Source organism: Coprobacter tertius (genome assembly GCF_024330105.1).
Classification (GTDB): Bacteria; Bacteroidota; Bacteroidia; order Bacteroidales; family Coprobacteraceae; genus Coprobacter; species Coprobacter tertius.
Genome location: NZ_JANDHW010000005.1, coordinates 185,977 through 202,323, shown reverse-complemented (window position 1 = coordinate 202,323; position 16,347 = coordinate 185,977). Strand labels below are relative to the sequence as shown.

Sequence of the window (16,347 nt, the reverse complement as noted above, 5' to 3'; positions counted from 1 at the left end):
CATAGTATTTTTTGTAAAATGAGAGATGTGGTTATAAAAAGATTTTTTATTATATCGGTTTCATTAAGCCTTTTTTTTGTGAATACTTATTCACAAATGAAACTGGATCTGCAACAAAGTATCATGTTAGCAAAAGATAGTTCGTTACAGGCATTCCGTACTCAGAATTTATATCTTTCGAGTTATTGGGAATATCGTTCTTATAAAGCAGGGCGTTTGCCTTCGCTTACATTGAAAACAACTCCGATACAGTATAATCGTGATTTTACAAAACGTTACGATTATGAGAGTAATATCGATGTTTATCGTAAACAACAATCATTGTACTCTTATGGGAATTTATCGATAAGTCAAAATCTCGATTTTACCGGAGGTACTTTTTTTATCGATTCAGAATTGGGGTATATGCGTAATTTTGGTGAAAATACTTATTCTCAGTTCACTACTGTGCCTTTTCGTATCGGTTATTCTCAATCATTATTCGGCTTTAACAGTTTTAAATGGGAGAGGAAAATAGAACCATTAAAATATGAGAAAGCTAAACGTCAATATATTTATAACTCGGAGGAAATTGCTGAAACGGTTATTAATTATTTCTTTAATCTGGCAATGGCTCAAGTTGAGTATGATATGGCCTTGGATAATGTAGCTTCTTCCGATACACTGTATAAAATCGGTGAGAGCCGGCATGGTATTGCGGCTATTTCACGGGCTGATTTGCTGACATTGAAGTTGGAAGCTGTAAATGCACGTAATACATTAAAAAATACAGAGATAAGCTTGAAACGGGCCATGTTTAATTTCGTATCTTATCTGAATATGGATAAAGAGACGATCGTTAAACTTACACTTCCGGATAGACCACGTGATATCGATATCGATGCTGACGACGCATTGAGATATGCAAAAGAAAATAATCCTGATTTTCTTTCGTATAAACAAGAGATTCTCGAGGCTGAAAGGGAAGTGGATCGTACTCGTAAAAGTTCAACGTTCGATGCTAGTATTTATGCAAGTGTTGGATTCAATCAAGTAGCAAGTAATTTCACCGGTTCTTATCATCATCCTTTACAACAAGACATCGTAAGTATAGGTCTAACCATTCCAATTATTGATTGGGGTGTTAGAAAAGGTCGGGCTAATATGGCTAAAAATACGTTGAATGTCACTAAAATTTCTGTACAACAGAAAATTTTGCAAATGGAACAGGATGTAATTATGACTGTGAATGATTTCAATATACAAAAAGACCTTATAGGAAGTGCTGAGGAGGCTTTAGAATTAGCTAATCTTGCATATGAATCGACGAGGGAACGTTTTATTATTGGAAAATCGGATATAAATAGTCTCACAATGGCTCTCTCGAGGCAAAAAGAAGCTCGAAAAAATTATATCTCTGCATTGCAGAATTATTGGTTGAGCTATTATAAAATTAGAAAAATGACATTGTTCGATTTTGAAGAGCAGCGTATGCTTTCCGATTCATTTGACGAAATGATGAACATTCATAGATGAAATATCCATTTAAAATATCGTCTTTTTCTGTTATACTGGCTTTTGTGTGTCTTACATTGGTTGGGGTGGCTTTTATACCAAAATTGGCTATAAAATTATCTCCTTCACAATCTTATCCTCAGCTAAGCATCGGATTTAGTATGTATGGATCATCTTCTCGTATCGTAGAAAAGGAGGCGACTTCGAAATTAGAGGCTATGATGGCCCGAATGAGAGGAATTCAGGGTATTTCATCTGTCTCCGGCAATGGTTGGGGCAATATTACGATACGTTTCGACGAACATACTGACATGGATGTGGCGAGATTCGAAGCCTCGACAATTATTCGGCAGAGTTGGGGGCAATTACCTGCAAATGTTTCATATCCGCAAATATCTTTAAGTCGTTCGGATGAAAATGCAAATCTTCCGTTTATAAGCTATACGATTAATGCTCCGGTAAATTCTTTTCTGATACAACAATATACCGAAAAAAATATAAAAACGAAACTGGCGCAATTAGAAGGGGTTTATCGTGTTGATGTGAGTGGTGCTACGCCTATGGAATGGCGCTTAGAATATGATTATAAACAGTTAGAGACTTTAGGCCTTACTGTATCGGATATACAGACTGCAGTTTCTAATTATATGAAAAAAGAATTTTTAGGAACTGTCTCTTTTTCAGATGTAGGTAGCAAGGATCATTGGATAAGGCTGGCTCTTGCGGCTGATAATGATGAAATGAAAATTGAGGATGTTCAAAATATATTAATAGCTAACAGAGCGGGTAAACTTATTAAGTTGGGGGAATTGGTAGAAGTAAATCATGTAGAAGTACAGCCCCATAGTTATTATCGTATCAATGGATTGAATTCAATATATTTATCTGTTGTAGCTGATGAAAATGCAAATCAGCTCGAATTGGGTAAAAAAGTAAAAGAGCTGATCGTAAGCATTCAATCGGAATTACCTTCCGGTTATGAAATACATTTGAGTTATGATGCAACCGATTATTTAAAAGATGAATTAAATAAAATTTATTTCCGTACGGGATTAACATTGCTAATCTTATTAATTTTTACTTTATTAGCTTATCGCAATTTAAAATATACATTATTAATTTCGGTTTCGTTGTTTATAAATTTATCGATTGCTTTTATATTTTATTATCTTTTAGGTTTCGAAATACAACTTTATTCATTGGCCGGTATTACGATTTCCCTTACTCTTATGATCGATAATACGATCGTTATGTCCGATCAAATTATCAGGCGTGGGAATATGAAAGCTTTCGTGGCGATTTTTACTGCTACTTTGACTACAATCGCTTCATTATCTATAATTTTCTTTTTAGATGAAAAATTAAAATTAAATCTTATTGATTTTGCAGGAGTCATCATTGTTAATCTGATTATTTCGATTTTAATCGCTTTATTTCTTGTCCCGGCAATTCTTGATAAATTACCTATTGGCGTTACTTCAAAAAATAGATGTAAATATCGTCGTTTTGGAACATTTTTATTAAAGTATAGGCTTGCTTTTAATCGTTTCTATGAGTTGTTCTGCTGTTTTATATGGAAATGGAGGGGGATTGTTGTTGTATTAATTATTTTGGCATTTGGTCTTCCTGTTTTTTTATTGCCTGATAGGATATATACCGAGAAAGAAAAAAATCATTGGGTAGAATTTTATAATATAACGTTAGGTAATCAAAAGTATATCGAAAAGATTAAGCCTGTTGTCGATAAAGTTTTGGGAGGTACTTTGCGTCTTTTCATGCAAAATGTATATAACGGGTCGTATTTTTCCGATCGAAAAGAAACGTCTCTCTATATAACAGCGACTCTACCGAATGGCGCAACAATTGATCAGATGAATACGATTATCAGAAGAATGGAAAATTACATTAGCCAGTATCCTGAAATAAAACAATTTCAAACATCGATCGATGGTGCAAGAAGAGCGAATATTAATGTTTTGTTTAAAAAAGAATATCAGAATACAGGGTTTCCTTATCGTTTAAAGAATGAGATAATTAGCAAATCCATTAAAATAGGAGGAGGAAGTTGGGGAGTATATGGTGTGGGAGACGGCTTTAGTAATGATGTTCGTGAAACTTCTGGCCAATATGGAGTGAATTTTTATGGTTATAATTATGATGAACTATATTTATGGGCTGAGCGATTTAAAAGAAAACTTCTTGATTATCGAAGGATAAAAGACGTCACTATAGATACAGAAAGAAGTTATTATAAAGATGATTATGAGGAATATTTATTTAATCTTGATAAATCCCGAATGGCAGAAGAGGGCATAGAACCTTATGAATTGTTTAATGCACTGAACACGGCGTTTGCCAGAGGTACAGATATCGGGCATTTATATCTCGAATCTGGTATAGAAAATATAGTTTTATACCCTCGTCAGTCGTATGAATATAATATTTGGGATTTGTACCATATTCCCTTGCGTATAAAAGATAAAGAATATAAATTATCGGAATTGGCAACTGTCATCAAAGAAAAATCTCCACAGAATGTATCGAAAGTAGACCAACAGTATTATTTGTACCTTTCTTTTGATTATATCGGATCATATGATCAGGCAAATAGGATGTTAGAAGAAAATATAAAAGAATTTAGGAAGCAGTTACCGATGGGCTATACGGTTTCAGAAAGAAATTGGAGTCTCTGGGGTGAAAAAGGAATGGGACAATACTGGTTATTATTTATTATATTCGTAATAATATACTTTGGTACTAGTATTTTATTTAATTCTTTAAAACAGCCCTTTTATATTCTTTTTGTAATCCCGATTGCCTATATCGGAGTATTTCTAACTTTTTATCTATTTCAGCTTAATTTCGATCAGGGTGGTTTCGCTTCATTCGTTCTTTTATCGGGTATTACGATAAATGCCAATATTTATATATTAGATGAGTATAACAATATACGAGCGAGGTATCCGGGAATTATTCCGTTAAAGGCATATATTAAGGCTTTTAATCATAAAATAAGGCCAATATGTCTTACTGTAATATCTACCGTATTGGGATTTATCCCATTTTTGATAGGGACATCGAAAGAGGCATTTTGGTTTCCTTTGGCGGCAGGAACTATTGGGGGGCTTATGATGGGATTCATAGCGACAGTTTTGTTTCTGCCGTTATTTATGGGTGTGGCACGGAAAAATACAAAGGGAAAAAGCTAAAGTACTTTTTCCCTTTTGTATAGTTTTTAAGTATATTATAATCTTTCACAGGCCTTTAACCAAAGTGTACAACTGGCATCACTGGGCATACGCCAGTCCCCTCTGGGGGAGAGGCTGACCGAACCTACTTTAGGACCGTCTGTTAAACAAGATCTTTTGAATTGTTGGTTAAAAAATCTTCTGAAAAAAGTTTTCATCCATTTAAGAATAGTGTCATCGGAAAATTCCTTGGAAAAAACTTCTTGTGCCAGAAAGAATATTTTGGAAGGAGTGAAACCATTACGTAAAAAATGATATAGAAAGAAATCATGTAATTCGTACGGTCCTACAAGATCTTCTGTTTTTTGTATGATATTATCTTCCTTATCAGCTGGTAAGAGTTCGGGACTTATAGGAGTTTCTGTAATATCCAGTAATGTCTCTTTTATTTTCGTATCTTTCTCTTGTAATGCTACCCATTTTACAAGATATTTAACCAGCGTTTTGGGAATGCTGCTGTTAACACCGTACATCGACATGTGATCTCCATTATAAGTCGCCCATCCGAGAGCCAACTCCGAGAGATCACCGGTACCTATAACTAATCCGTTTGTTTGGTTAGCGATATCCATAAGTATTTGCGTACGTTCCCGGGCTTGAGAATTTTCATAGGTAATATCATGAATATCGACATTATGGCCTATATCTTTAAAATGTTGTATACAAGCTTTTTGGATATTAATCTCACGTATTGTTACCCCTAATTGTTGCATGAGATTTAATGCGTTACGGTAAGTACGGTTTGTAGTACCGAATCCCGGCATTGTTACAGCGACGATACGTTTGTGAGGGATTGATAGCATATCGAATGTTTTAATGCATACTAATAAGGCAAGAGTCGAGTCGAGCCCTCCTGAAATTCCCACGACGACAGTATCGGCGTGTGTATGCTGTATTCGTTTTGCCAATGCGAAAGATTGCATGTTCAGTATTTCTTCACATCTTTCGTATAAGCATTTGTCATTTTCAGGAACAAAAGGTTGTCGAGAGAATTTTCGATTCAGGGGTGTTAATTCTACTGTTTTTAATTCGAATGGTATTTTTTTACAGAAATTATTATCTCCTGTACCAAGGGTAAAGTCTCCATTTAATTTTCTGTCGTGTAATAATTTATCAATATCTATTTCAGTGTAAATAATCTGTTCTTTTAATGAAAAGCGTTCGCTTTGAGCCAAAATGTTTCCATTTTCGGCGATAATTCCATTTCCTGAAAAAACAATATCGGTAGAAGATTCTCCGAAGCCTGCCGAAGCATAAAGATAGCTGGTTATACACCGGGCAGATTGTTGTTTGATGAGAGATATGAGGTAATCATGTTTCCCGATAAGTTCGTTACTAGCAGAAAGGTTAATGATAAGATTTGCTCCTTGCATACAGAGTTGTGAACTCGGAGGAACAGGCATCCACAAATCTTCGCATATTTCAATGCCTATATTTAATTCTTTATATGTAAATAGCAAATCTTTCCCGAAAGGGACTTCCTGACCACAAAAAAATATTGTAGTTGATTTTGAAGCTAATGAAGAAGAAAACCACCGTTTTTCGTAAAATTCTTTGTAATTGGGGAGGTAAGTTTTGGGGATTAAACCTAATATTTTCCCGCTTTGAAACGCAACGGCAGTATTAAAAATTTTGTCTTCATGAGCGACGGGTATGCCTATGATGCATAGCATTTTATTGTCTTTCTGTGACTCGATCAATTCTTTTAAAGCATTTTCTGCTTCTTTGAGAAGAAAAGATTGTCCGAAAAGATCGCCGCAAGTATATCCGGTTACCGACAGTTCTGGGAAAGCCAATATTTGTATACCCATATTGTTCGCTTTTTCAATTATATGGTGTATCTTTTTAACATTGAAAGTACAATCGGCAACTTGTACTTCGGGTATGGCTGCGGCAACTTTAATAAATCCGTGATTCATGATTGTATGTATTTTACATATACAAAAGTATAAAAATTGTCGTGCTTGTAACTGTCGATAACAGGAAAATATGAAAAATATACGGTTTTTTGTGATATAATATTTTTATGAAGTCGGGCTATTATTTACCTTTGTAAAAAATTTAAAATCAGAAAAACAGATGAAACGGTTTTCTTATGTAGTAGCATCATTGCTTTTATGCGTTTGCGCCCAAGTATATGCAAAAACACCCACTTTAAAAGAAATTGTGAATGGGGAATATCGTACCGAAGGTGTTCCGGCTTATTATCCCTTGAGTGACGGGCTACATTATTTGCAGAAAAGTAAAGATGGGGCTATGATTATTAAATACGCGTATAAAACAGGTAAACCGGTAGATACTTTATTTAATGCGAAAAAGGCTAGAGAATGTCCTTTTAAGAAATTCGATGGTTATACGTTGAGTAAAGATGAGAAAAAGATTATGTTATATACCGATGTCGAACCGATATATCGTAGGTCGTTTAAGGCTAATTATTATACTTTCGAAATAAAACGAAATCTTGTAAAACCGCTTTCTGATAATGGAAAACAACAAATTGCGACCATGTCGCCCAATGGTCGTATGGTTGCCTTCGTAAGGGACAATAACATATATCTGAAAAAACTCGATTATGATACAGAGTCGGCTGTTACAACCGACGGAGTGAAAAATAAAATTATTAATGGTGCGACAGACTGGGTGTATGAAGAAGAGTTTGCGTTGACGAATACGCTTACCTGGTCATCGGATAGTGAGGTGTTGGCTTTTGTGAAATTCGATGAAAGTATGGTTCCGGAATATTCAATGCAAATGTTCGAAGGCATGTGTCCGTCATTGAAGCAGTATGCACTGTATCCTGGAGAGTTCAGGTATAAATATCCGGTAGCGGGAGAAAAGAACTCGGAAGTAGGAGTATATTCGTATACGGTAGATACACGTCAGGTAAAAAAATTGAATGTACCTCTCGAAAGCGAAGGTTATATCCCTCGTATATGTTTTACCGAAAATGCCGAACAGTTAGCAGTAATGACATTTAACCGTCATCAGAATCATTTTCGTATATTCGGAGTAAATCCCAAATCGGGAGTAAGCAAATTATTGATTCAGGATCAGAGTAAAACATGGATCGATCCTGATAATAAAGATTATATTACTTTTTATCCTGATTTTTTTGTTTTTGCATCTGAAAAAGATGGGTATCGTCATCTTTATCAATACACCCTTACCGGAAATTTGATTAGACAATTAACAAAAGGTGATTGGGATGTAACAGCATATCTGGGGTACGATGGAAAAGGGGCATTCTATTATCAGGCAGCAACTGAGGGCCCTTTATATCGTTCGATTTACAAAGTGGATACCAAAGGTAAAGTGACCAAACTTTCTACCCGAAAAGGTACGAATAACGCGATATTCAATCCCGGTTGTACTTATTTCGTAAATAATTACAGCAGTGTTGAAACCCCATTACTTGTAACGGTAAACGATGCAAAAGGAAAAGAAATAAGGGTATTACAAGACAACAAAAGTTTAAAAGATAAATTGTCTTCGTTGCAATATTCGCATAAGGAGTTCTTTACATTTAAAAATGAAGTCGGTATTAGTCTCAATGGGTATATAATGAAACCCGTAAATTTCGACCCATCGAAAAAATATCCGGTATTGATGGTACAATATAGTGGCCCTGCATCGCAGATGGTTACAGATAGTTGGTCTTTTGACTGGGAGCAATATCTTACGGCAAACGGTTATATTGTTGCCTGTGTCGATGGGCGTGGAACCGGTGGCAGGGGTGCTGAATTTACAAAATCGATTTATTTAAAATTGGGAATTCTCGAATCACAGGATCAAGTTTCTGCCGCTAAATATCTTGCGTCGTTAGATTATGTAGATGGTAATAATATTGCTATATGGGGTTGGAGTTTTGGAGGATATAATACTCTTATGTCGATGGTATCGTCGTCGGGGGTATTTAAAGCGGGTGTAGCTATTGCCCCAGTGACCGATTGGAGGTATTATGATTCTATTTATACCGAGCGTTATATGCGTACTCCCAAAGAAAATATGGAGGGTTATTTGGCATCATCTCCGGTAGAGAAGGCTGCTGATTTTTCGGGTAATTTGTTGATCATAGCCGGTACAGCCGACGATAATGTGCATTATCTGAATACATTACAATTCAGTGAGGCAATGGTACAGGCTAATAAACAATTCGATATGCAGATATATACTAACCGTAATCATAGTATATATGGTTGTAATACCCGTATGCATTTATATACTAAAGTTTGTGATTTTTTGAATATGCATTTGAAATAAGCATATTATCGAAAGAATTTTATAAAGATAGGCACATCTTTTATTTAAAAGATGTGCTTTCTTATGTTGCCTGGAATTAGGAATAAATAAAAAAACTGTTAATAATAGAGTATTTATTGTTTTATCCGTAAAATAAATGCAAATTAGCTGTGCTATACCAATGAATATTTTTTACAGAACTTAAGATGCATGGAAATGGTTTTAAATAAATGAATTGCTGGATTATGCATTATTATTAGATATCATAAGTGCATTATAATAAGATGAAGAAAGATAAGAAGATATATAGTAGAGATTTTATCTCTTTACAGTCGATTGGTCTATTCCCTGTTTTACTGATCATGTTATTGAATAATTTTATTTCTGAAGTGCAGGTAGTAAGGCTTTCGATGGTATTTGGAGTGTTGGGATTACTTGTTTTAATGTACCGGTGGTCTGTACATCGTATTCACGATTATATGGGCTTGGTCGGAATGTTGTCATTATTCCTCTTTGCTGTAATAAAAATATTGTTTTACGATGTCATGTTTATGGTATCTAATACAGTATCTATATGTGTATTGTTGATTATAAATCTTATAATAGTAAGAGATCTGCGTAGTTTGTTCCTTTCATTTATACTTAGGAAAAAATTGTTGTTGCAGACGATGAAACATACAACATATGAGTTTTATTATATGTCGGGAATATTATTATATATTTTAAGTTTTTATGTGGCATTACTCATCGTTTTTAATTCCGACGGTCGTGAACTATATCCTAAAACATACGCATTTCTTAACTATTATCTCGACTTGATATTATTAGGGGCATTTTTCTTGTATGAATATGTGCGTATGAGAATGCTTAATACTTGTTTCAAAAATGAAATATGGCTTCCTGTAATTGATAGTAAGATGCGCGTGAGCGGATGTATCGAGCGCAATCAAAGCATTAGTGCTGGTGATACTTTCATGCATCCTCATGTGCGTATAATCGTAATGCATAATGAGAATTTTTATCTTTGTCAAACGAAGAATACGGATGGTTTGTTAGATGGAGGTGTTGATACTCCTTTTTCAGAAGATATATTTTATGAAGAAACTTCGGAAAACTGCATCAGGCGTCTCACCGATGAGCGTATAAAGGGAAAATTTACCCGGCATAAGTTAATTACGACAGTATATCATACCCAAAAAATAAAACGTCTCGTGATGTTATATGTTATTTATTTGGAAGATGAAAAAGAGATAACTACAAGTAATATTTCTGAAGGGCGTTTTTGGTCGGTAGGACAAATTGAACAAAATCTCGGTCAGAATATTTTTAGTCCTTGTTTCGAACAGGAATTCGAATTTATCAAAAATACAATTTTACTTGCCATGCGTTATAAAAATCGTGGATTGGTTGCGAAATGAAAGCTGAAATAATAACCATATTAGGCCCTACGGCATCGGGTAAGACTTCTTTGGCTGTAGCTTTAGCTTCGAGGCTGAATACCGAGATTATCAGTGCCGATTCGAGGCAGATTTACAAACGTATGGATATCGGTACTGGTAAAGATCTGAAGGAATATGTTTATAATGGCAAAAATGTACCTTATCATTTGATAGATATATGTGAACCTGGGTATAAATATAATCTGTACGAGTATCAGCGGGATTTTAAGTTGGCTTATTATTCGATCGTGAGCAAGGGAAAGATACCTGTATTATGTGGAGGTACGGGATTGTATATAGAGACTGTTCTTAAAGGATATGCAATGCCTCAGGTTCCGGAGAATAAGAAACTTCGTGAACGGTTACAGAATAAATCGCTTGAAGAACTCGAATCGATTTTACGAGGATATAAAACCCTTCATAATAAGACTGATGTAGATACCTGTAAAAGGGCTATAAGAGCTATTGAAATAGAAGAGTTTTATCGGTTGCAACCTCCTGAAAAGATGAACAATAAACCGCTGGAAAGCCTCATTATCGGAGTAAATATAGATAGGGATAAACGCCGTGAAAAAATATCGGAAAGATTACGTATCCGACTCGAAGAAGGAATGATCGATGAAGTAAAAGCTTTATTGGCTGATGGAATTCCTGCCGAAGATTTGATATATTACGGACTGGAATATAAATATCTTACCGAATATATTATAGGTATCTCGACATATCAGGAGATGATCGTGAAATTAGAAATTGCCATCCATCAGTTTGCCAAAAGACAGATGACGTGGTTCCGGGGAATGGAAAGAAGAGGTTTTGATATTCATTGGATCGACGCATTTCTACCTGAGGAAGAAAAGGTTGAAAAAATATTGGAATTGATTGAGAAAACAGGTACAGAGACACTGAGGGCAAGTCAGTAAAGAGACTGGAAAAGTCAATCGAATCGAATGTATCTCTGTACCCTTTTCAATTATAGGTTGCTATTCTGTAAATATGATTATCTCATTAGAACGTTATCGATTGTTTATTGTTCAGCGAACTCTTTTAATTAAGTCTTAATTTGAATTACACGTTTTAAGAGAATGCTAGGAATATATTGTATATTTGCACGGATTTTTTTAATCTGTATCGAGTTATGCCGCCATACCTGAATAATTTCAAGAAAAATTATATCTCATTATTAAAATTGGGATTTCCTATCATGATAGGCCAGTTGGGCATTATCGTTGTAGGATTTGCCGACAATATTATGGTTGGACATCATACTGCTGAGGAATTGGCTGCCGCCTCTTTTGTAAATAATCTATTTAATCTTCCTCTATTATTCGGTTTGGGTTTTTCATTGGGGCTTGTTCCTGTGATTGGATCATTGGTTGGTAAAGGCCAGATTCTTAAAGCAGGACAGATGTTAAGATTTAGTCTGATTGCGAATGTCTTTTTATCAGCCTTTTTAATCGCAGTTATGATAGCTGTTTATTTTAATATTGAGAAAATGGGACAACCCGAATCGTTGTATCCTCTCATAAGACCGTATTTCTTGATACAGTTGTCGGGTCTTGTTTTTGTAATGCTATTCAACTCTTTTAAACAATTTGCTGATAGTATAATGGATACGAAACTCTCGATGTATATTCTTATTTCGGGAAATGTTTTGAATATTATCGGCAATTATGCTCTTATTTACGGCCATTTCGGATTGCCGGAGTTGGGATTATTAGGAGCCGGAATATCTACATTTATATCGCGTATATTTAATTTATTGCTTTTTATTTATATTTTTTTCTTTACTACGAGATATAATCGTTTTAGAATAGGATTTTATCGGGTGAAATCTTCGGGAGGAAGTTTGTCTTTATTGTTCAGATCAGGAACTCCTATTGCGTTACAAATGGGGATGGAAACAGGAGCTTTCAACCTTAGTGTTATTATGATGGGGTGGTTTGGTACAGCTGCACTGGCAGCGCACCAGGCTGTCGGAACTTTTACGACAATCGGTTTTATGTTGTATTACGGAATCGGATCTGCGATTACCATACTGATAAGCAATGCAAATGGAGCCGGCCGGCAATCTGAAATAAATAATATTGCTAAAGCGGGTTTTCATATTATTACAGTTATGTCATTGTCTATTGCCACATTAATGTTTTTATTACGTAACCATATCGGATATCTTTTTACCGATTCGGTTGAAGTGAATAAAATCGTTGCTTTATTGGTAATCCCGACAATAGTATATCAATTCGGTGATGGATTACAGGTAGCTTATGCAAATGCATTACGTGGAATTGAAGATATGAAACCGATGGCTGTAATTGCATTTATAAGTTATTTTATTATTTGTCTTCCTTGCGGATATTTATTCGGTTGTATATTACAAGCAGGTCCGGTCGGTATATGGTGGGGATTTCCTATAGGATTAACTGTCGCAGGTATTCTTTTTTATACGAGATTTCGGTTTATGGTTCGGAGAAATCGTTTCGGGGTTCGAAATAGTTGATAATTTTTTGTTTTTAGTTCAGATTTAATGATTAACTTTAATGATTGAAAATGATATTTTCATTAAGTCATCACATAAAATTATTAAAGTGTAAACTTGCAGTCTGAATTAAAAGCTATGAAAAAAACATCAAAATTAAAAACCTTTGTTTTTATAGCATCGGTTTTGTTTTCATGCACATTATCTTTTGGTAATTCTTCTGATAAAAAGCTACGATCTGGTTTTGTTATACCTCCCGATTCGATAAAAACTTCGGTTTATTGGTATTGGATATCCGGTAATGTTTCGGAAGAAGGAGTAATTAAAGATTTAGAATCCATGAAAAAGGCCGGTATAAACCGGGCTTATATTGGAAATATAGGATTAACTCCGTCAGAGGCTCCTGTGGGAAAAGTAAAGCTGTTCAGTGATGAATGGTGGAAGATAACACATGCAGCTTTAAAAAAAGCGACTCAATTGAGTATCGAAATCGGTATGTTTAATTGTCCCGGCTGGAGTCAGGCAGGAGGACCGTGGATTACTCCCGATAAATCGATGCGTTATTTATCATCTACGAAAGTAAGAGTAACAGGAGGTAAAAAAATAACAATAGATTTACAAAAACCTGGCAAAGATTTTCAGGATGTGAAAGTTCTTGCTTATCCTTATCCTTTATCTTCAGATTCAGTTATTTCAATAAAAAACTCTGAGATAATTTCATCATCGGGCCAGATGGAAAATATTGCAGCTCTGATCGATGAAGATCGCAAAACCGAACTTATTTTCCCTAAAGACAAGTCGTTTAGCGTAGATATTCGGGCTCCTAAAAATATTACAGTGAGAAGTTGTGGTATTTATACCAGTCATCGTACTCGCGTTAAAGTAACATTGCAGGCATGGGAAAATAACAGATATCTAACTTTAAAAGAGTTCTGGGTAGATCGTACGAATGCCGAATTGTGTGTTGGGTTCGAACCTTATGCCCCGGTTATCGTTACGTTGCCTGAGACGAATTCTGATAAGTATCGCTTTATATTTTCACAAATCGACGGAGGAAGCGGTATTTCCGAGATCGAATTGTCGGCATGTCCTTTGATCGAACGCTATGCAGAGAAATCTTTAGCTAAAATGTTTCAGTCTCCATTACCTTACTGGCATGAGTATATGTGGGAACGACAGGGTGAACCGAACTCGACTTCGGGAATAATCGATCCTAAAATGATCCTCGATATTACTGATTGTCTTAATGGAAATGAATTGACATGGACGGCGCCTTCGGGTGAATGGCAGATAGTAAGATATGGAATGTTACCGACAAGAGTTGAAAATAGTCCTGCAGCACCAGAAGGGACCGGATTGGAGGTTGATAAAATGTCTTCTGCATATTTACAACATCATTTCGATTCTTTTTTGGGAAAAATAATGCAAAAAATTCCGGCTGAAGACCGTAAATCGCTAAAAGTTTCCGTTTCGGATAGTTATGAAAAGGGAGGCCAGAATTATACCGATACATTTATAGAAGATTTTATAAAACGTTATGGCTATGATCCGCTTCCTTTTTTCCCGGTATTCGAAGGTATGGTGGTGGAAAGCAGAGATATTTCCGATCGTTTTTTATGGGATTTAAGGCGAATGGTTGCCGATAACCTTGCTTATGAACATATTGGTGCAATGAAAAAAATTGCCCATAAATATGGTCTGAAACTTTGGCTCGAAAATTACGGGCATTGGGGATTTCCCGGTGAATTTCTCCAATATGGAGGACAGTCTGATGAAGTGAGTGGCGAATTCTGGAGTGAAGGCTCTTTAGGTGATATCGAAAACAGAGCAGCTTCGTCTTGTGCCCATATATACGGTAAGCCTCAGGTTTCGGCCGAATCGTTTACTTGTGCCGGATCTCCATTTGCGAGATATCCTTCTGTAATAAAGCCAAGAGGCGATCGTTTCTTTGCTGAAGGTATAAATAATACGTTGTTACATGTTTATATATCTCAGCCCGATGATACGGCTTTACCGGGTTTGAATGCTTGGTTTGGAACGGAGTTTAACCGAAATAATACTTGGTTTTCTCAAATCGATTTGTTTATAAATTATTTGAAGAGGTCCAATTATATGCTGCAGCTGGGAGTAAATGTTGCCGATGTCGCTTATTTTATCGGAGAAGACGCTCCTAAAATGACGGGCGTTGCTGATCCGGTTTTACCTGAGGGATATCAGTTCGACTATATAAATAGTGAAGTTATATTAAATCGTTTAACAGTAAAAGACGGTTTACTTACTCTTCCACACGGAGTGAGTTATCGCATATTGGTACTTCCTAAACAAGAAACCATGCGTCCCGAATTGTTAGAAAAGTTAAGGCAGTTGGTTTATGACGGAGCTGTGATATTGGGTCCTCAGCCAAAGCGTTCTCCGAGTCTTCAGAATTATCCCGAAGCAGATATGAAAATTCAACAAATAGGCGAGGAGTTATGGAATGGAATTTCGGAAGAAAAACGGTATAAAAAAGTGGGGAAAGGAATGGTAATGTGTGGAATGGAAATGACTGAAGCTCTTGAGGTGATCGGGTGTGTTCCTGATTGTAAAATTACGTCGGGTATTCCTGTGAATTATTGTCACCGTACACTGGGAAATACCGATATATATTTCTTGACAAACCAAAGTAATAATGCCGTCGAGTTTGATGCTTCTTTCAGAAATGTCGGTAAGCAGCCCGAATTGTGGGATGCTGTTAGCGGAACTATGCGGATACTTCCATCTTTCAACCGATCCGAAAGAACAACGTTGGTTCCTTTAAAACTTGCACCTTATGAGAGTACTTTTATCGTATTTAATAAGAGACAGCATAAAAAAAATTCTTTATCTGATGGTAATGCAAATTTTCCGAAACCAAAGATAATTGCTGAAATGAATTCACCTTGGAAACTTTCATTTGAAAAAGGTCGTCGAGCTCCTTCGGATATAATCGAATATCGCGCTTTGGAAGATTTATCTCTTTCTGCCAATGATAGCATTCGTTATTTTTCGGGAACAGTAACCTATACTTCAGCTTTTAATATCGATGCCGTTCCCCGAAATGGCCGTACTTATATCGATCTAGGGGACGTTGCTGTAATGGCGAAAATATGGATAAACGACCGTTATGTCGGTGGAGTATGGACAACACCTTATCGTATCGATATTTCCGAATATTTGCATAAAGGTGAAAATCAGGTAAAAATAGAGGTTGTGAATACCTGGGTGAATCGTTTAATAGGTGATAGCGGTTTACCGGAAAATGAAAGGGAGACATATTGTCCGGTTAATACATGGAAACCGGATTCGAAATTGCAAAAATCGGGTTTAATAGGTCCCGTAGTCATTGAGAATTTCGACTATATCAGAATTAAGTAAATTCGATCGTTTTCATAAAAAAAGCACCATAGAAAATGGTGCTTTTTTTATGAAAATA

The 16,347-nt window shown here is 35.7% G+C and carries 8 protein-coding genes; 7 read left to right on the top strand and 1 reads right to left on the bottom strand.

Translation table 11 applies throughout. The annotated features are described in order from the left end of the window. Positions 1 to 96 precede the first annotated feature (96 nt). Together NMU02_RS06865 and NMU02_RS06860 are read left to right on the top strand one after the other, a co-directional pair. Positions 97 to 1,515, top strand: a complete 1,419-nt coding sequence (locus NMU02_RS06865) for a TolC family protein (RefSeq protein WP_435522020.1) — start codon at positions 97 to 99, stop codon at positions 1,513 to 1,515. Then, positions 1,512 to 4,703 carry an efflux RND transporter permease subunit gene (locus NMU02_RS06860; RefSeq protein ID WP_255026844.1) on the top strand — a complete coding sequence of 1,064 codons (3,192 nt, stop codon included), beginning with the start codon at positions 1,512 to 1,514 and terminating at the stop codon, positions 4,701 to 4,703. The genes NMU02_RS06865 and NMU02_RS06860 overlap by 4 nt, the downstream gene beginning before the upstream one ends. 35 nt (positions 4,704 to 4,738) lie before the next feature. Here the strand turns inward: NMU02_RS06860 and NMU02_RS06855 are convergent, their stop codons facing one another. After that, positions 4,739 to 6,661: an NAD(+) synthase gene (locus NMU02_RS06855; protein WP_255026843.1), complete on the bottom strand. Its 1,923-nt coding sequence runs from the start codon at positions 6,659 to 6,661 to the stop codon at positions 4,739 to 4,741. 160 nt (positions 6,662 to 6,821) lie between these two features. Here NMU02_RS06855 and NMU02_RS06850 point away from each other — a divergent pair, with 160 nt between their 5' ends. The 5 genes from NMU02_RS06850 (at position 6,822) to NMU02_RS06830 (ending at position 16,289) form a co-directional block, all read left to right on the top strand. Continuing rightward, positions 6,822 to 9,002, top strand: coding sequence for a S9 family peptidase (locus NMU02_RS06850; protein WP_255026842.1), 2,181 nt, complete (start codon positions 6,822 to 6,824; stop codon positions 9,000 to 9,002). A gap of 263 nt (positions 9,003 to 9,265) precedes the next feature. Next, on the top strand, positions 9,266 to 10,399 hold the full coding sequence (locus NMU02_RS06845) for a hypothetical protein (protein WP_255026840.1): 1,134 nt from the start codon (positions 9,266 to 9,268) through the stop codon (positions 10,397 to 10,399). Continuing rightward, positions 10,396 to 11,340: a tRNA (adenosine(37)-N6)-dimethylallyltransferase MiaA gene (miaA, locus tag NMU02_RS06840; protein ID WP_255026839.1), complete on the top strand. Its 945-nt coding sequence runs from the start codon at positions 10,396 to 10,398 to the stop codon at positions 11,338 to 11,340. Before NMU02_RS06845 ends, miaA begins: the two co-directional genes overlap by 4 nt. 215 nt (positions 11,341 to 11,555) lie before the next feature. Further along, a complete protein-coding gene (locus tag NMU02_RS06835; RefSeq protein ID WP_255026831.1) occupies positions 11,556 to 12,917 on the top strand; it encodes an MATE family efflux transporter in 1,362 nt (453 codons plus the stop codon). A gap of 117 nt (positions 12,918 to 13,034) precedes the next feature. Then, positions 13,035 to 16,289: a glycosyl hydrolase gene (locus NMU02_RS06830; protein WP_255026829.1), complete on the top strand. Its 3,255-nt coding sequence runs from the start codon at positions 13,035 to 13,037 to the stop codon at positions 16,287 to 16,289. Positions 16,290 to 16,347: the final 58 nt, after the last annotated feature.